Annotated in this window: 15 protein-coding genes and 1 pseudogene; 8 read left to right on the top strand and 8 right to left on the bottom strand. The window is 70.5% G+C overall.

Annotation, left to right across the window (positions count from 1 at the left end; translation table 11 throughout):
* The first annotated feature begins 57 nt into the window (after positions 1-57).
* A complete protein-coding gene (locus Actob_RS15455; RefSeq protein WP_284920877.1) occupies positions 58-2,610 on the top strand; it encodes a tetratricopeptide repeat protein in 2,553 nt (850 codons plus the stop codon).
* Between the two features lie 80 nt (positions 2,611-2,690).
* Here Actob_RS15455 and Actob_RS15450 read toward each other — a convergent pair whose 3' ends face one another.
* Positions 2,691-4,085, bottom strand: coding sequence for a site-specific integrase (locus tag Actob_RS15450; protein ID WP_284920876.1), 1,395 nt, complete (start codon positions 4,083-4,085; stop codon positions 2,691-2,693).
* Positions 4,076-4,669, bottom strand: a complete 594-nt coding sequence (locus Actob_RS15445; RefSeq protein ID WP_284920875.1) for a hypothetical protein — start codon at positions 4,667-4,669, stop codon at positions 4,076-4,078. Before Actob_RS15445 ends, Actob_RS15450 begins: the two co-directional genes overlap by 10 nt.
* Before the next feature lie 149 nt (positions 4,670-4,818).
* Here Actob_RS15445 and Actob_RS15440 point away from each other — a divergent pair.
* The 5 genes and pseudogenes from Actob_RS15440 to Actob_RS15420 form a co-directional block, all read left to right on the top strand.
* Positions 4,819-5,073, top strand: a pseudogene (locus Actob_RS15440) (carboxymuconolactone decarboxylase family protein); the annotation flags it as partial.
* A gap of 60 nt (positions 5,074-5,133) precedes the next feature.
* Positions 5,134-5,439, top strand: a complete 306-nt coding sequence (locus tag Actob_RS15435; protein ID WP_284920874.1) for a GlsB/YeaQ/YmgE family stress response membrane protein — start codon at positions 5,134-5,136, stop codon at positions 5,437-5,439.
* 9 nt (positions 5,440-5,448) lie between these two features.
* Positions 5,449-5,910, top strand: a complete 462-nt coding sequence (locus Actob_RS15430; protein WP_284920873.1) for a YdeI/OmpD-associated family protein — start codon at positions 5,449-5,451, stop codon at positions 5,908-5,910.
* 66 nt (positions 5,911-5,976) lie between these two features.
* Positions 5,977-6,486, top strand: a complete 510-nt coding sequence (locus Actob_RS15425; RefSeq protein ID WP_284920872.1) for a hypothetical protein — start codon at positions 5,977-5,979, stop codon at positions 6,484-6,486.
* Between the two features lie 316 nt (positions 6,487-6,802).
* Positions 6,803-7,765, top strand: a complete 963-nt coding sequence (locus tag Actob_RS15420; protein ID WP_284920871.1) for an arabinan endo-1,5-alpha-L-arabinosidase — start codon at positions 6,803-6,805, stop codon at positions 7,763-7,765.
* Between the two features lie 163 nt (positions 7,766-7,928).
* Here Actob_RS15420 and Actob_RS15415 read toward each other — a convergent pair whose 3' ends face one another.
* Positions 7,929-8,897, bottom strand: coding sequence for an EamA family transporter (locus tag Actob_RS15415; RefSeq protein ID WP_284920870.1), 969 nt, complete (start codon positions 8,895-8,897; stop codon positions 7,929-7,931).
* Between the two features lie 101 nt (positions 8,898-8,998).
* Here Actob_RS15415 and Actob_RS15410 point away from each other — a divergent pair, with 101 nt between their 5' ends.
* Positions 8,999-9,556, top strand: a complete 558-nt coding sequence (locus Actob_RS15410) for a CGNR zinc finger domain-containing protein (protein WP_284920869.1) — start codon at positions 8,999-9,001, stop codon at positions 9,554-9,556.
* 153 nt (positions 9,557-9,709) lie between these two features.
* Here the strand turns inward: Actob_RS15410 and Actob_RS15405 are convergent, their stop codons facing one another.
* From Actob_RS15405 to Actob_RS15390, 4 genes are all read right to left on the bottom strand, one after another.
* Positions 9,710-10,390, bottom strand: a complete 681-nt coding sequence (locus tag Actob_RS15405; RefSeq protein ID WP_284920868.1) for a GOLPH3/VPS74 family protein — start codon at positions 10,388-10,390, stop codon at positions 9,710-9,712.
* Between the two features lie 10 nt (positions 10,391-10,400).
* Positions 10,401-11,390 (bottom strand): acetamidase/formamidase family protein, encoded by a 990-nt coding sequence (locus tag Actob_RS15400; RefSeq protein ID WP_284920867.1) that lies wholly within the window; start codon positions 11,388-11,390, stop codon positions 10,401-10,403.
* Positions 11,383-12,792, bottom strand: coding sequence for an APC family permease (locus Actob_RS15395; protein WP_284920866.1), 1,410 nt, complete (start codon positions 12,790-12,792; stop codon positions 11,383-11,385). Before Actob_RS15395 ends, Actob_RS15400 begins: the two co-directional genes overlap by 8 nt.
* 188 nt (positions 12,793-12,980) lie before the next feature.
* Positions 12,981-13,319, bottom strand: coding sequence for a hypothetical protein (locus Actob_RS15390; protein ID WP_284920865.1), 339 nt, complete (start codon positions 13,317-13,319; stop codon positions 12,981-12,983).
* Between the two features lie 655 nt (positions 13,320-13,974).
* Here Actob_RS15390 and Actob_RS15385 point away from each other — a divergent pair.
* Positions 13,975-14,760, top strand: coding sequence for a hypothetical protein (locus Actob_RS15385; RefSeq protein WP_284920864.1), 786 nt, complete (start codon positions 13,975-13,977; stop codon positions 14,758-14,760).
* A gap of 375 nt (positions 14,761-15,135) precedes the next feature.
* Here Actob_RS15385 and Actob_RS15380 read toward each other — a convergent pair whose 3' ends face one another.
* Positions 15,136-17,052 carry a GMC family oxidoreductase N-terminal domain-containing protein gene (locus tag Actob_RS15380; RefSeq protein WP_284920863.1) on the bottom strand — a complete coding sequence of 639 codons (1,917 nt, stop codon included), beginning with the start codon at positions 17,050-17,052 and terminating at the stop codon, positions 15,136-15,138.
* Positions 17,053-17,102: the final 50 nt, after the last annotated feature.

Genomic DNA, 17,102 nt, shown 5'->3' with positions numbered 1-17,102 from the left:
GACGAACTGTCCGGTCCGGTCCGGGTCCGGATACCCGGATCCGGCCGATCACGTGCGATGACCGAGAGCCCGGCATCGGCCGGCGAAGAGTTCTTCGCCGCACTTCAGGAATTGCGACGGGCGACCAGCGCAGTCTCCTACGCCACGCTCGTACGGCAGGCCGCCGCCCAGCAGCCACCGCTGCAGATCGGCAGCCAGCGGTTGAGCGACTGGTTCGGCGCCAAGGCCGTGCCCACGGATCCCGCCGTCGTACGTTTCCTGGTCGAGTACCTCCAGCCCAAGGTCCCCCGCACCAGCGGCTATCAGCAGCGTCGGCTGTCGTGGTGGCTGAACCTTCACCAGACGGCATTGCGCCAGCGGCAGGCAAACCGCGATGGCGGCAGTCTCTCCGTGGTCTCGGCTCTTTCACCTCGTCGGCTGGGCCTGCTGATCGATGACTGTGATCCCCTGGTGTTGGAGGTGCACCCGGCGATCCAGGTGCCGGGAGTTGTTTCGGTGGCCGATCCGGCCGACGCGTTGCCCGCGTATGTGCTGCGGGCCCACGACGGGCGGTTGCGGGACATCGTCGACGGGATGCTCGGTGACGGGCGGTCGCAGTTGATCACCCTGGTGGGTGGGTCGTCGACCGGTAAGACCCGTGCCGGCTGGGAACTCGCCGAGTACCTGGACCGGAAGCAGCCGGGCCGGTGGCGGTTGTGGCATCCGTACGACCCGACCCGGCCGCAGTCGGTGCTAGCGGGTCTGCAGAAGGTCGGCCCGGACACCATCGTGTGGTTGAACGAGGCTCAGGATTATCTGATGCCGTCCGATCCTGGCCTGGCTGAGAAGGTCGCCGCCGGCCTGCGGAGCCTGCTGCAGGATCCGGGGCGCGGGCCGGTGCTGGTGCTGGCGACCCTGTGGCCGGACTACTGGAGCATCCTGACCACCCGACCTGCCGGGGCAAGCCCGGATGTATTCGGGCAGGCCCGGGAACTGCTCACTGGCACTGCGGTCACCCTCGCCGACGCGTTCACCCCCGCACAGATCGCCAGCCTTGCCGGACCGGACGTCGATGCACGGGTGCGCTACGCCGCGCAGCACATCGAAGGCGGCCGGATCACCCAGTACCTTGCCGGCGCCCCCGAGCTCGAAAGCCGCTACCGCACAGCGGTGGACTCGATGCCCGGTGCGCGGGCGATCCTGCAGGTGGCCATCGACGCCCGCCGGCTCGGCCACCCCCTCGCCCTGCCGCACGCCCTGCTGGAACAGGCCGCGCCCGGCTACCTTGACGACGACGACTGGGACACCCTCGGCGACGACTGGCTCGAATCTGCGCTCGCCTACACCGCCCAGCCGTGCAAGGGCGCCCGAGGGCCCCTGACCCGCATCCGAACCCGCCCCGGCCGCCCGGCCGGCGACCACGGGCAACCCTGCTACCGACTCGCCGACTACCTCGAACAACTCGGCCGCGACGAACGCGGCGCCGTGTACCCCCCGGAGACCCTGTGGGCCACGTTCGCCGCCACCATCACCGATCCCGACCTGCTACACAACCTCGGTCGGCGGGCCGAGGAGCGGGGCCGCTACCAGCATGCGATCTGGCTGTACAACCAAGCCGCCCGGCATGGCGACACCAATGCACTACGGGAGATCGTTCGCAGACGGGAGAGGGCCGGCGACCGCGTGGGCGCCGAGACTCTGGCCCTCCGGGCAGCCGACGATGGCAACACCGGTGCGCTTGTAGACCTGGCGTTGGAACGGGAGTACTCCGGGGACACCGTCAGCGCAGAGTCCATGGTGGTGCGTGCTGCTGACTTCGGTAGCACCACCGCGCTTGTGTTTCTTGCCGAGGAAATAGAGAGGTCCGGGAACCACGTTCGCGCCGAGGCACTGTACCGGCAGGCCGCAGACCTGGGTAGCAGCAGCGGGTTGCTAGGTCTCGCCAAACAACGGGATCGTTTTGGGGATCGCACTGGCGCCGACGCCTTGTACCGGCAGGCCGCCGACCTCGGCCACTTCGAGGCGGTTGCGATACTTGCCCAGCGGTTGGCGATGTACGGAGATCGCACTGGCGCCGAGGCTTTATACCGGCAGGGCGCAGCCCTAGGCATCAGCGATGCGCTGATGTTGGGCCAGTACGTAAGACTTGATGTCCATGCCGGGAATGCCGAGGCCGTGTACCGGCAACGTGTCGACCAGGGCGACACCCGAGCAATGCGGGACCTCGCTGAGTTTCGTAACAGGGCAGGCAATCGAACCGGTGCTGAGGCGCTGTACCGGCAGGCCATCGAGCGCGGTGACACCAGCGCGTTGCCCAGCCTGGCCAAGTTGCGAGAGCAGGCAGGGGACCGGGCCGACGCTGAGGCGCTGTACCGGCAGGCCATCGAGCGCGGTGACACCAGCGCGTTGCCCAGCCTGGCCAAGTTGCGAGAGCAGGCAGGGGACCGGGCCGACGCTGAGGCGCTGTACCGGCAGGCCATCGAGCGCGGTGACACCAGCGCGTTGCCCAGCCTGGCCAAGTTGCGAGAGCAGGCAGGGGATACTGCCGGCGCTAGCCAACTGCGACGGTTTGGGCTGACTGGAAATGGCAAAGTCGCGACCTCCATAGATTTCGCATCAGGATCAGGGTGAATGCAGGTCACTCTTTGCCTAGTTGGGGTACAGCCCAACTCCACACGTTGATCGGCCCCTGAAGGACGTCAGAATTGGGGTTAGCGGATCATCTCGCTCTGGCGTTCGGGATGGGCGGCGTAGATGTACTTCATCGCGGTGCCGTCGCAGATGCCGAACAGCCGCATCAGGCCGACGGGATCGGCGGTCTGCCTGGCCTCGTCGAGGATGCGGTCGGCCCGCAGCGCGGAAACGGTCACGCCGAAGGGCTCGACCATAGTAAGGAGCGTCGAAGGACTGGTGCTCTGCCGCCGGGCGTCCATCGCGGTTTGGCGGCTGACCACCAGGTGTGGGTTGGTCGACTCCGGCCATCGTTCGCGGCGGTGGCGCAGCCACGCGGCGATGATTCCGTGGGTAAGTTCGTCGAGGTGGATCAGGTGGCGACCGGTCGCTCGGCGGATGACGAGCCGGCCGGCGGAAAGGTCCAGGTCTTCCAAGAGCGCTCGGTTGATGTCGGTGGGACGCAGCCCGTGGACCGCAGCCAGGACCAAGACGACCTTGGTGACGGGGCGGTGGGCCTGATCGAGCAGGCCGCGGAGCCGGTCGGAGGGGATGTTCTTCGGCAGGATCAGCACGGCGGACACGACGATGCCCCTGGTGGGGTCGCGGAAGATGATCCGCTCCTGCTTCAGCGCCCGAAACAGGCTACGTAGCCCGACGTGGATCCCGCGGGCGATGTTGCCCTTGCGCTGCTTGATGGCGAGGTCGACATGATCGCGGGTGACCTCGCGCAGACCGGCGACTTCATGTTGCCAGTCGAGCAGCACGGGCCGAACGAAGTAGATGTAGTTCTTGATCGTGTGCCACGTCTTCGGCTGGTGGTGGCGCCGGCCCTCGCCCCGCAGAACCGTCACCCAGCGTCGGACGTCGTCGGCAAACGCGGCCGGCATAGCGTCGAGGGCTCGTTCCACCGTTTGCTGGTTGGAGTCGATCTGATTGGCCGGGTCCGGCAGAAGTAGGTTCCGCTCGGCGAGGAAGGTGATCACCCGTTTGCCGCCGAGCCCAGGATAGGTCGTGACCAGCCTCATGATCTCGGTCTCGAGGATCGGTGCGTTGGCGCCGAGGCAGGCGAACAGAATACGCAGGGTCCGTAGGCCCTCTGATCGTGGGCCGTCGGTCCAACGTTGGTCGGTGGCGAGGGCTGCGAACTGGTCGACGAGGTTCTGCGCGCGTTCTGAGAGCGCCGGCAGGAGGGCGAGATCAACGGCGGTCCAGTCGCGAGGCAGATCGAACAGTGCCTCTTGAGCCGGGTCGACCAGTGCCGCGCTGACAGGCGGCATCGCGGATCGCTCGACGCCCCGGCTGGCCGGGGCGACCGTGCGCACGGTAAACGGTCCGCCGAGCCAGAGCTGGGTCCACGGCTGATCGAGCGTGCCGGGCCCGTGGGTGGCGATGTCGGCAGTGCAGGCTCTGCAGAGCCCGGCGCTCAGCGGCAACCTGTTGCGCTTGCAGCGGGTGCAGCGCCCAACAGCGCGGGGGCCGGAGTCGTGTCCCCGACGCCACTTTCGGCAGGACTCGCATGTCGGCTCGAATCCCAAGAGAGGCAGGAGGCGCAGTTGCGCGGCCGAGGCGGTACCGCCTGCGGTAGAGCTGCGGACCGCTGGCGTTTGCGATGTGGGCCGAGGGTCGCGCCGGGCTGTAGCAAGGTTGCGTGATCCAGGATCTCTAGCACGACCGCGGGAAACAGCGGCAGGTCGCTGACGGCGTCCGTGCCGGCGAACTCGTCACCATCTGCGTCGCGGATCGCCAGCGCAAGCCGGACCATGCGGCTGACCGCGACTTCCCAAGAGTCACTGAGCCCATGCTGGCTTGCGTGGGCGGCGATCACCAGCACGGCTTCGTTGTAGCCGCGGACCGGTCGGTGATGGATGCGTTGGGCATGGTGAAGGGTCAGGTGTCGCCGCGGCCGGACCAGGGTGAGTTGTCCTGGGATCGCCGGCGGGCAGACGTTCGGGTCGTCCTTGGCGGTGTCGAGCCGGGCCTGCTCACGTTGCCACTTGGTCGTCCGGTTGTGGGTCAACCGCGGCTGGCCCTTCAGCCTGTCGAGCGCTTGGAGGCGTACTTGTGCTGACGCGTCATCAGCAACGCGAGCTGGCTGGGTTGGCCACTCACCGGATTGTCGAGCCAGGCGGCGTCGGTCTCCCGGATGATCTGCAGGCATGTGCGGCAGTCGCGGCCTGGCGGGAGGCGACCGTCTTCACCGAGGCGGAACGGGCCGCGCTGGAGCTGGCCGAGCAGGGTATCCGGATCGCCGACGCGGCCGGTGGCGTCCCCGACGAGGTGTGGGCGAACGCGGCCAAGCACTTCGACGAGGACCAGTTGGCCGCCCTGGTCGCGCAGATCGCCCTGATCAACGCGTGGAACCGGCTGAACGTGATCATCCAGCAGCCGGCCGGCGACTACGTGCCGGGCCAGTGGAGCTGATCGGCACTTGACGCGACCGCCACCATGGGCATCGTCGGGTGCACATCACAGGAGGTGTCGGTGGACGGTCAGGACTATCTGGCGGCGATCGTGTTCGGGGCGATCATCGGGGTGGTGGCCCGCATCGTGTTGCCGGGCCGGCAGAACATCGGGCTGATCGCCACCGTGCTGATCGGCATGGGGGCCGCGGTTGCCGGCACCTGGGCGTCCGACCGGTGGAACCTGCACAGCGACCACATGTTCACGGTGTCCGGGCGGACCTTCGACTGGGCCGTGGTCGGGGTGCAGGTCGCCATCGCGGTGGTCGGCGTCGGTCTCGCCGCGATGATCGCGCGGCAGTTCACCACCGATCATCACCGGGGCTAGCCTGTCAGCGTGGCGGAGACACTGGAACTGACGCTGACACTGCAATCGCGCGGCCCGGCCGGGGCCTTCGTCCTCTCCGACGAGCAGGTGGCTGCCGTCGGGGACGGGCGCAAGGCCTTCCCGGTCCGGGTCACCGTGAACGGGGTGACCCTCCCGCTGCGCCTGGCCCGGATGGGCGGGGAGAACCTGATCGGCCTGGCCAAGGCGGCGCGGGCCCAGGCCGGCGTGGAGATCGGCGCGGACTACCCGGTGACGATCGCCGCCGAGACCGCGGAGCGCACCGTCGAGACCCCGCCGGATCTCCAGGCGGCGCTGGCCGGGGACGCCGAGGCGCTGGCGGCGTACGAGAAATTGGCCTTGTCCCATCGCAAGGAGTTCGTCCGCTGGATCACCGAGGCCAAGCGCACGGCCACCCGGGAGCAGCGGGTCGCCAAGACCATCGAGATGCTGCACGCCGGCCAGACCCGTTGACGGGTGAACCCGGCGGCGGGTGAGGCGGTACACCGGGGCGACCGTCCACTCCGAAGGGACCCCGTGATGGAAACCCCCGCCGACGTCACCTCGATCGCCTACGCGCGCGGCCTCGGTCACCAGGTGGCCGACCGGGCGCTGCCCAGCCCGCTGCGGGCCGGCGGCACCTGGCTGGGCGTCGCGGCCGGCAGCCTGCTGCTGCTCTTCCTGGCCGGCCTGGGCCACGACGCCGGCGGCATGGTCTACGCGCTGCTGCGCCTGGTCGGCTTGTTCTTCTGCTTCCTGATGGTGTATTCGCTGGCGATGGGCATCCGGATCTTCATTCAGGGCGCCCAGGCGTACTACGTCTTCACCGGTGGGTTCGTGCACCGGCGCAACAACCGGGCGCAGGCCTTCACCTGGGCCGAGATCGCCGAGTGCAAGCCGCTGCTGCGCAAGGGTCAGCTGATCAATTACCAGCTGGTGCCGCACCACCGGAAGCCGATCGATATCCCGGTGATCCTGGTGAACAACCGGGACGCCTTCCTGGACAACCTCATGGGCCTGCTGCACCGGCACGGCATCCCGGTGACCTAGCCTCCCCTCGGGTGCGCCCCCTCCCCGTCTCTCTCGGACCGGCGGAGTCACCCGCCGGCGGGCCCCCGGTCCCCGGGGAAAGCACTGGTCCCGCGCCGCCGGCGCCCCGGAGTACCCGGTTAACAACCCTTGGTGTTAGCGCTGCGCATGACGCCCACCTGCTTCTTGACTTCACATATGTGATCGTTAACATCAACGTAATCGAATCGACTCGATGACTGCGCGACACAGGGAGGTCATTGATCCCCGTCCCCCCACGGCGGCCCCGATTCCCCGATCGGGGCCGCCACCCCCCACCACGGAAGGCGAATCCCCCATGAAGTCTCGCTTCCGCACCCTGCTGCTGGTCGTGACGATGCTCGCGATCGGCGCCCCGCCCGCGGCCGCCGCCACCTATCCCAACCCCGGCGTGGTGACCGGGTCGACCGGCGCGCACGACCCGTCCATCGTCAAGCGGCCCGGCGGCGGTTACCTGCTCGCCACCACCGGCGACGGCATCACGCTGAAGACCTCGCCGGACCGGACGGCGTTCGCCGACGCCGGCAAGGCGTTCCCCAACGGCACCTCGTGGGCGAACGCCTACACCGGCGGCAGTGCCAGCCTCTGGGCACCGGACCTCTCCTACCACGGCGGTAAGTACCTGATGTACTACGCCGCCTCGACCTTCGGCTCCAGCAAGTCGGCGATCTTCCTGGCCGCCAGCACCACCGGTGCGGCCGGGACCTGGACCGATTACGGCAAGGTGATCGAGTCCACGGCGAGCAGCAACTGGAACGCCATCGACCCGAACCTGACGGTCACCGCCTCCGGCGAGTGGTGGCTGACCTTCGGCTCGTTCTGGTCCGGGATCAAGATGGTCAAGCTCAATCCGTCGACCGGCAAGCGCGCCGACGGCACCATGTACAACGTCGCCGAGCGGTTCGTGAACTCCAAGTCGGTCGAGGCGCCGTTCGTGTTCCAGCACGGCGGCTACTACTACCTGTTCATGTCCTTCGACTTCTGCTGCCGGGGCGCGTCCAGCACGTACCGCATCATGGTGGCCCGGTCGGCGTCGATCACCGGGCCCTACAAGGACCGGGCCGGCACACTGGCCACGGCGGGTGGCGGCACCGAGATCCTGGCGACGCACGGCGGTGTCTACGGCCCCGGGCATCCGGCGGTGTTCACCGACAGCGACGCCGACGTGCTGGTCTACCACTACTACACGTCGTCCGGCGCGGCGAAGCTCGGGATCAACCTGCTCGGGTGGGACGCCGCGGGCTGGCCCTACGTCTACTGACACGCACCGACCGCTTCAGATCAACACCATTTTCCGGTACGACGGACGCCGTCCCGCCGGGCCGCCCCGCCCGTGCCCACGCACGCGGCGGGGCCGGCGCGTCGGGCGTACCGGAAATCGGCTGTCCGTGGAACAGCGGGCCTGGACCGGCAAGCGGACCCGGCTACTGCTGGGAGCGGGCCGGGACCGGAGGGACCGCCGGTTCGCGGGTGGGCTCGATGGTGACCGGGGGCGTTTCGGCGGGGATGGTGGCGATGCCGGCGAGGATCAGGGCGCCGCCGAGGATCTGCAGGACGGTCAGGTTCTCGCCGAGCACCAGCCAGGCGAAGACGGAGGCGAAGATGACCTCCAGGAGGCCGACGAACGAGGCCAGCCGCGAGCCGAGGCGGCCGGAGCCGAAGATGCCCGAGGCGTAGGCGATGGCGGTGCCGAAGACGACGACCACGGCGAGCGGCACCCACCACGGGGCCGGGGCGCCGAGCAGCGTCACGTCACCGAAGTCGGCGGTCATCGGGACCAGGCCGGTCAGGCCGATCAGGCCGAGCGTGGCACCGCCGAGCAGCAGACCCAGGCCGGCCAGGGCGACCGGCGGCAGGCCGTCGGCCGGGCGGGCGGCGACCAGGAAGTAGACGGCGCAGCCCACCGCCGCCGCGAAGGCCAGCGCCAGGCCGAGGACGTCGACGGCGCGCAGCGCGCCCGGGCCGATCACCAGGACTAGGCCGCCGATGGCGAGCACCGAGCCGAGCAGCACGGCCGGGCGGGGCAGGCGGCGGGTGGTGGCCCAGGCCCAGAGGACCAGCAGCAGCGGCGCCAGGTATTCGATCAGCAGGGCGGTGGAGACCGGCACGCGGCGGATGGCCGCGAAGTAGGCGAGCTGGGTGAACGCCACGGCGATCAGCCCCATGCCGAGCAGCCGCCAGCGCGCCCGCCACACCACCGCCCAGCGGCCGTGCAGGCCGACCAGGACGAACGGCAGCAGCAGGAGGCCGGCGCCGAGCGCCCGGGCGGTGACCGCGGCGGCCGGCGACCAGCCCGCCTCCAGCAGCGGCTTGACGAAGGCGCCGGACGTGCCGAACGAGGCGGCCGACACGACAGCGGCGACCAGGCCGGTGGATTGCGGGGTGAGCTTCACGGCGACTCCTTCGTGATCGGCCGAGAGGGAGTCATGGGCTAAATTTGCTATGCCCCTGACGCCACGTACCGACGCTAGGCCCGGTTGAGTGAGGAGTCAAATTGCTGTTTGCCCCTGACACGGAGGAGGCGCTGGAGTTCGCGACGGTGCTCGCCAACACCGCGCCGGACGCCTCCCGCTCCGGCGCCGACGAACTCGCCACCGTCGCCGACCTGGCCCGGCTGCTGGAGACGTGCTCGTTCTCCGGGCGGATCGACCGGGACGAGGCCGAAGTACGTGAGGTCCGGCAGGCCCGGGCCCAGATCCGCGAGGTGTGGACGCTCGGGCGCGACGAGGCGGTCCCCGCGGTCAACCGGATGCTGCGCGAGGCGCGGGCGCTGCCCTACCTGACCCGGCACGACGGGTCGGACTGGCACATGCACGCCACCGAGCCGGACGCCCCGCTGGCCGAGCGGATCCGGGTGGAGGCCGCGCTCGCCCTGATCGACGTGATCCGGATGAACGAGACCGACCGGCTGCGGGTCTGCGCGGCCGACGACTGCGCCGGCATCTTCGTCGACCTGTCCCGCAACGGCTCGAAACGGTTCTGCTCGGTCCGCTGCGGCAACCGGATGAACATGGTCGCGTTCCGCGCCCGCAAAGCCGGCGAACGAGCCTGACAACACCCGATTCCGGTACGCCCGGCGCACGCGCGGCCACCGGAGCGGCGCTCATCGCGTACCGGAAATCGGCGGTCGCCGCCCGAAGCGGACCGTGCGGTCAAGTGGTGTCGTCGCGGGTCCGGCACGCTCGCCGGGCGTGCGGAGGGCGGGTCACATCATGGCGGAGGTGGCCATGTCCTGGATGACCTTGAGGACGGCGGCGGCGACCGCGGCGGCCTCGCCGATCGGGTGGCCGGCCGCGTTCTCCGGGAGGTCCCGGATCACGCGCTGGAGCAGCGGCTCCACCTCGGAGCGGGTGCCGCGGACCAGTACCGCGTGCAGGTTCAGCGCCGACACCAGGGTGCACAGGCTGTCGGCTTCCGGGGACGGGCCGTCCCGGCCCTCCATGCGGTAACCGACACGGGCGCGGGCGCGGACCGCGATGCCCTCGTGGGCGATCGCGTACTCGCGGCCCTTGCGCCAGCGGCGGGGCGGGCCCTCCACGATCACGCCCTTGTGGACCAGGGCGGCGGTGGTGCGTTCGTACAGGCCGCCGGAGGCGGCGCGGATCAGGACCGGCAGGGGCGGGCCCGGGGCGGCCTGCATGATCAGGGCCAGGACGTCGTCGGTGATCGGGTCGCCGGTGGAGGAACGCTGGTACCAGTCCGGGCGCAGCGACCCGGACTCGACTGTCACCCGTTGTGCGATCAGGAGATCCATCACCGTCGCGCCGGCCAGGCCGGCGGACAGGGCCGGCAGATGCAGGTGAGGCCGCATCTGCCGGGTTTCGTCGTGAGCCAGCAGGTAGAACTGCTCACGAACGAGGGTCGGGTCGAGTCCGGGACGCCACATGCTCCGTCTGTCAGCCGTTTCGCAGTCGCTCGTGGATGCCGCGGTACGCGGTCACCCCGGGAAGGTACCTCTTGTCGATGCCGGCGCTCATCACGTACTGCGGGTCGACCACGTTGCCGGCCCGGGCGCTGGTCGTCTGGGAGACCAGCTGGTACGCGTCGAGCAGGTCCAGCCCGGTCAGCTCGGCCACGTGCCGGACCAGGTCGTCCTGGCTGATCCGGAACGCGTCCTCGAGCGGGCGGGCCGCGCCCAGCGACACCAGCTCGCTGTCGGTCTCCAGCCGCGGGGTGCCGGTCGGCACGCCGGAGATGACGTCGACCCGGATGGTGACGTCCATGGCCACCTCGACCGCGACGCCGCACACCTCGCCGTCGCCCTGCCGGGCGTGGCCGTCGCCGAGCGCGAGCAGCGCGCCCGGCACGTTCACGCCGAGGTAGAGGGTGGCGCCCGGACCGAGCAGCGGGGTGTCCAGGTTGCCGCCGTGCACGTCCGGGACGATGGTCTGGCGTACCTCGTTGGCGGCCGGTGCGACGCCGACGGTGCCGAGCATCGGGGCGAGCGGCAGGTCGACGGTGAAGTCGCTCCGGCGGGCCTGGTACCGGACCGTGCCGGCGGCGAGATCGATGTCGTAGAGCCAGACCCGCTCCTCGAGCGGCGCCTGCAGGGTACGCGTGTACCCGGTCGAGGTGAGCGCCCCGAAGTGCGGGAACGTCGACGAGATACCGACCGGCGAGGCCGGCGTGAGCGACACGACGTGCACGGCCAGGGTGTCCCCCGGCTGGGCGCCCTCGACGTAGAGCGGGCCGGTGACCGGGTTCAGGTACGGAAACTCGCAGACCTGGCTGGGCAGGTCGTCGACCGAGCGCACCTTGCCGCCGAAGCAGTCCAGGGTGCGCAGGGTGACCGTGTCGCCCGGCTTGACCGAGGCGACCGCCTCGCGGCCGCCGAACGTGTAGCCGTACTGGCCGGGGTCGGCCGGCAGGTGCAGCGGCTCAGACATTCTCCACCGCCTTGGCCGGGGTGAGCGGCTCGTCGTCGCCGGGCACCTCGGGCAGGGTCGGCTTGCGGCCGGTGGCCAGCAGCACGACCAGCACCACCGCGCCGACGCCGAGCCAGATCAGGCCGACGGTCTGGGCCAGCAGGTTGCCGTTCCAGATCACCGCGATCAGGACCGCCGCGCCGAGCACCGGGACCACCAGGTTGCTCAGCGGGTTGCCCTGCCGGCCGTTCTTGACCCACTCCCAGATCACGCAGACGTGCAACACGATGAACGCGATCATGGCACCGAAGTTGACCATGGCGCTCATCAGCGTGATGCCGTCGTCGCGGCTGGCCATCCACAGGCCGATGCCGAGCGAGATGACGGCCGTGGTGAGGATCGCGTTGGTGGGCACCGAGCGGGTCAGCGACACCCGGGAGAGGAACTTGGGCAGCTGCCCGTCCCGGGACATCGCCATCAGCAGGCGACTGGTGGCCACCTGGGCGACCATGTTGTTGGCGATACCCCAGGCCAGCGCGGTGGCGAGCGCCGTCAGCTTGGCGAGCCACGCGCCACCGGCGACCTCTGCCGCGTCGTAGAAGGCGGAACCCGCCGGGTCGCCGTTGGCGATCAGCCCGGCCGGGTCCGGCACCAGCAGCGCGGCGACGTAGGTCTGCGCCACGAACAGGGCGGCCACCACCGCCAGCGACAGGTACATGGCGCGGCGGATGGTCCGGGCGCCGTCCGCGGCGTCCTCGGCGAGCAGGCCGAGCGCGTCGAAGCCGAGGTAGGACAGCATGCCGATGGAGACCCCGCCGAGCACCAGCGACCAGGTGAAGCTGGTGCTGCCGTTGTAGAACGGGTCGAGGCTGAAGCCGTGGCCCTTGCCGTCCGCGATCGCCTTCAGCCCGAAGATCAGGAAGATCACCAGGATGACCAGCTCGGCGGCGAGGAACAGCCAGTTGAGCAGCTTGGTGGTCTTGATGCCGAGCACGTTCGTCACGGTGTTCACCAGGACGAAGATGATCACCCAGGCCCAGACCGGGACGCTGGTCACGATCGAGTTCATCGCCGCGCCGGCCACCAGTGACAGCAGTAGCGGGATGCAGACGTAGTCGAGCAGGATGGCCCAGCCGGTGAGGAAGCCGACGGCGGGCGCGATGGCCCGGCCGGCGTAGCCGTAGACCGAGCCGGCCACCGGGTACTTCTGGACCATGACGCCGTACGACGAGGCGGTGAGGATCATGGCAGCCGCGCCGACCACGTAGGCCAGCGCCACCATGCCGCCGCTGGCCTGGAACACGCTGCCGAAGATGCCGAACGGCGCGATCACCACCATGAAGACCAGGCCGTACGCGATCAGGTCGCGAATCCGCAACTCGCGCCGCAGTTGCTGCTGGTAGCCGAATTTATCGATGGACATGCGGCAGTGTCACCCTCTTCCCCTCGAAGAGTGCGCGCGCGGCGGACCCCGCTGCGGGCACGACGAATTACCGCACAGGCATGGGCCTGCGCGGGGTAGACGTCCAACATGGATCAAGCTTGAGCGACGCTAGTAAATACCTTGATCACGATGCGATGCAAGCTCAGCCGGGAAGGTTCCTAAAGGATTTACAAGCTGCGCCGGCGCCACGGCCAGCGGGCGGGACGCCGGTACAGCTCGTCGAGCCGGTCGTCGACGACGGTACGCACCCCGGCCAGCGCGATCATCAGCATCTCGCGCAGCCCGGCACAGGTGCGGCAGTCCGTGCTGTCGCACTCCTGGCGATGCTCCAGCGCGGTCATCACCAGGCGCTGGGCGAGCATGCCGGAGACGTGCGCGCGCTGCGCCCAGGCCGGGCGCTCATCGATGCCGGCGCGCCAGCGCTGCACGTCCTCCTCGGTGACGCCGTAGAGCTCGGCCGCCTTGCTGACCTGCGCCAGCGAACTCTGCACGTCGGCCTCGCCCACCAGCGAACCCCCGCGCCCTCGACGTCATGGACCCGCAGCATATCGCCTCGTCGACATACGTCGAAGTATCCAGCCGCCCGAACCACCCCATCGGCTGGCGCCCCCGGTGGTATCAGGAGCCCCGACACCCCCGCCACGACCAGCCGCGCCGGCCCCACTCACGGGCTGGCGCCCACGGTGGTGTCAGGAGCGTTGAGACCACCGTGAGGACCAGCCGCGCCCAGCCCCACCCACCGGCTGGCACCCACGGTGGTGTCAGAAGCGTTGAGACCACCGCCACGACCAGCCACACCCACTGGCTGGCACCCACGGTGGTATCAGGAGCGTTGAGACCACCGCCACGACCAGCCGGGCCCGGCCACACCCATGGGCTGGCGCTCACGGTGGTGTGCCCGTAGTTCCACGCGGCTCGGGACGCGCCTCGCGGGTCGGCCAGGTCGCCGAACCGCCGGTTCGCGTGCAGTTCTCGGTGATCGCCGGCGAGAAGGTGAGCGCGCCGAATCGACCGAGACCGACTCGTTCACCGTCATCGTGGGGGCCGCGCACCACCCCGGCACCGGCAGGTAGAGCGGGAACCCGAGCGACGTAGGTGATCGTGTCCCGGAACGGATACCCGCCGGGGAACCCCGGGCCGCCGGCCACCGTCCCACCCGGCGTGCGGATCGCTGTCCTCGACGTACCCACCGGCATCCGACCTGCCGCGTCCCGCGCGCGGATCGCTGCCCTCGCCGTCCTCCTGGTCGCCACCACCGCCGCCTGCGGTGGCCGGGCGGCGCCGGATGACCTCCCCGCCGACCCGGACACCCTCGTGCTGCGGGTGGCGGAGTACCCGAGCAGCCCCCGGCCCGGGGGCCGTGGGCAGGTACCGCGGTTCTCGCTCTACGGCGGCGGGCGGGTCGTCGTCCCGGCCGGGGACGGCGACGCGATGCGCACCGCCCGGGAGTACCGGCTGTCCCCGGCGGACTACCGGGACCTGCTGGACCGCGCCTACGGTGCCGGCCTCGACCGGGCCGGCGACATCAACGAACAGTCGCAGACCGACTCGGCACAGCTGACCATCACGCTGGCCACCCCGGACGGCGCGCGGACCACCCGGGTCACCGCGTCCGAGGCGGGCGGTGGGGATCGCGCTCGGATCAACGCGTTCGTCAGTTCGCTGCCGGCCACGCCGCCGGACGCGTCCGCCTACCGGCCGTCGGCGGTCGCGCTGCTCGCCATCGACGGCGTCGGCGACGCGGGGGCGGTGCGCGCCTGGCCCCTGGGCCCGCTGAGCCAGGGCACCAGCACCCGGCAGGGCCTGTGCACGGTGACCCGTGAGGCGGTACCTCTCGGAAGGACGTCCCAGGACAGGTCCCGATGGCGCAGCGACGACAAGATCTTCGCGGTGGTCGCCCGCCCACTGCTTCCCGACGAGCGAACCTGCCTCGACCTCGACCGCTGACGCGGTCGGACGAGCGAGTGCCTGGCGCGGGTTTGTGGAACCACCCGCGGACAGTGCAGGGCGGGCTGATCGCCATGGACGCGCAGCGGCCAGATCAGCCCGCCCGGCCCGCGCGGGAGCATGCGATCCGTACCCCAGCGGACCTGCGTAAATGATGAATTCGACCGTCCGGGTGAGGATGGCCGCGAGCGGCCGTGACAGCAATGACCCGGGCGCGGCCCGTGGGCACCAGCCAGCTTGGGGCGCCCTCGAAAGCAAGCGGCACCCACGGAAGCAAGCGGCGCCCACGGAAGCAAGCGATGCCACGGAAGCCAGCGGCGCCCTCGAAAGCCAGCCCCGGAAGCGAGTGGCCACTCGAAGCGCACCGCGAGCGGGTCAGGTGTTGGTGATGTGTTCGGCGGTGCGGGAGGCCAGGGCCATGATGGTGATCATCGGGTTGGTGCCGGAGGCGGTGGGGAACGCCGACGCGTCGCCGATCCACACGCCCGGGGTGTCGTGCAGCTCGCCGCGCGGGTCGGCGACGCTGGTGGCCGGGTCGTCGCCCATCCGGCAGCTGCCCATCTGGTGTGCGGAGAACAGCACGGCGCCGCCGGCCCGCAGCGGGATCTCGCGGGCCCGGGCGACGTAGGCCGCCAGGTCCTCGCCGGACGCGGCGTCCCAGGGAGCCAGGCCGCGGGCGAGCACCCGGACACCCCGCGCGCCGGCGGCGTGGTGCAGGCGGATCTGGGCCTCGATGGCCCGCTGCGAGTTGCGCCGGTCCAGCTCGTCGTCGACGGAGTACCAGGCGGTGGTCTCACCGGAGTCGTCGACGGTGACCCGGCCGTGCCCTCGGTCACGGACCAGGCCGATGAACGAGACGAAGTTCTTGTAGTCGGCCATCGCCCGCTTGTGCTCGGCGCCGGTGGTGTACGGCAGCGCCGACGCGCCCAGCCCCGTGGTGTACTGCACGCTCTCCATCAGGAAGCCGTAACCGTCCTCGACCGCCGCGAACTCGTCGACCAGCGCCGCCTGCGGCGGACCCGACCAGCCCCGCATGTCGGTGCCGTAGTCGCCGAGGGTGACGGTGCACGGGTGCAGCCGCAGGTATCGCCCGGCCGCCGGGCCGCCGATCCCGGAGCGCAGCAGCACGCCGGGCGAGTCCAGCGAACCGGCGGCGAGCACGACGGTGGGCGCGATCACCCGGACGTTGCCCGACTCGGTGCCGTCCTCGCTGGTCCAGTGGCCGACCACGCCGGCCGCGCGGCCGTGCTCGGTGAAGATCCGGTCGACCCGGCAGCCGTCGACGACCCGGGCGCCGTGCTCGGTGACGGCCGGCTCCAGGTAGACCTTGAGCGTCGACCGTTTCGCGCCGGACGGGTCACCGAAGCCGAGGTGCCCGGCGATCAGCGTGTCGTGCCGCTTCTCGTCCCAGTTGCGGAACGCGGTGGCGAACGACCAGCCGAGCGCCTCCGCCCCGCGGTGCATCGCCTCGTGCGGGCCGTTGAACTCCGAGCAGCGGTCGTTCACCGACAGCTCCCGCCAGACCAGGTCGAGGTGCTTGTCGTAGGCGGGGGTGGTCAGGTCGGTGAGACCGTGCTCGGCCCACTGCCGGCGGACCCGGTCGGTGGTGCGGATGCAGTTCGTCCAGTTGATCACGGTGCCGCCGCCGAGCCCGGCCCCGGCCATCAGGGTGACGTTGAGGTCGCCGGTCGGGGTCGGTCCGCCCCGCCGGTAGGAGTTCCGGTACGCCAGCAGCTCGAGCTGGTGGAAGTCGGCCTCGGTGCGGTACCGGCCGGCCTCCAGGACCACCACCCGGGCGCCGGTGGCGGCGAGCCGGCCGGCGATCAGGCCACCGCCGGCGCCGGAGCCGATCACCACGACGTCGGCCCGCAGGTCGAGGTCGCCGTCCGGGCGCAGCGGGGTGATCGCGGGTGACTCGGCCGGCGGGACCGGGGCGGCCGGGCCGGGATAGCCGAGGCGGGCCCAGTTGGGATTGGTGCCGTGCGCGTCGGTCAGGCCGTAGTACAGCAGCAGGATCGCCGCGGTGAGCGGGGCGACGGCGTCGGCCAGGGCGGCCAGGATCTGCTCCCGCCCGGCCTGGGCGGCGGTCAGGAAGCCCTGCGCGGCGAGGTCGTCGAGCAGGTCGGCGATCAGCGGCAGCTGCTCCGGCGGGAGGGTGACGAGCAGCGCCTGGTCGACCCCGAGGTCGGTGGCGCGGCGCGCCCAGAAGCCGTCGGCGTCGTCGGGGTTGTCGATCGGGGGAACCACGGTGTCGCAGAGCAGCCGCAGCACCGTCATCTGATCCGGGGTCACGATGCGGTTCTCCTTCTTCTTCGCTGGAGAGGAGTTTCGTCGCTGGAGCA

This window comes from Actinoplanes oblitus, assembly GCF_030252345.1.
Lineage (GTDB): Bacteria > Actinomycetota > Actinomycetes > Mycobacteriales > Micromonosporaceae > Actinoplanes > Actinoplanes oblitus.
Note: the sequence above shows the minus strand (reverse complement) of the source record. Positions and strands in the feature narration are given on the sequence as shown.

Excerpts from the sequence above, each read along its gene's own strand:
- Actob_RS15455 (WP_284920877.1), top strand. The coding sequence starts at position 58 with ATGACCGAGAGCCCGGCATCGGCCGGCGAAGAGTTCTTCGCCGCACTT.
- Actob_RS15425 (WP_284920872.1), top strand. The coding sequence starts at position 5,977 with ATGGAAACCCCCGCCGACGTCACCTCGATCGCCTACGCGCGCGGCCTC.
- Actob_RS15420 (WP_284920871.1), top strand. The coding sequence starts at position 6,803 with ATGAAGTCTCGCTTCCGCACCCTGCTGCTGGTCGTGACGATGCTCGCG.
- Actob_RS15405 (WP_284920868.1), bottom strand. The coding sequence starts at position 10,390 with ATGTGGCGTCCCGGACTCGACCCGACCCTCGTTCGTGAGCAGTTCTAC.
- Actob_RS15400 (WP_284920867.1), bottom strand. The coding sequence starts at position 11,390 with ATGTCTGAGCCGCTGCACCTGCCGGCCGACCCCGGCCAGTACGGCTAC.
- Actob_RS15395 (WP_284920866.1), bottom strand. The coding sequence starts at position 12,792 with ATGTCCATCGATAAATTCGGCTACCAGCAGCAACTGCGGCGCGAGTTG.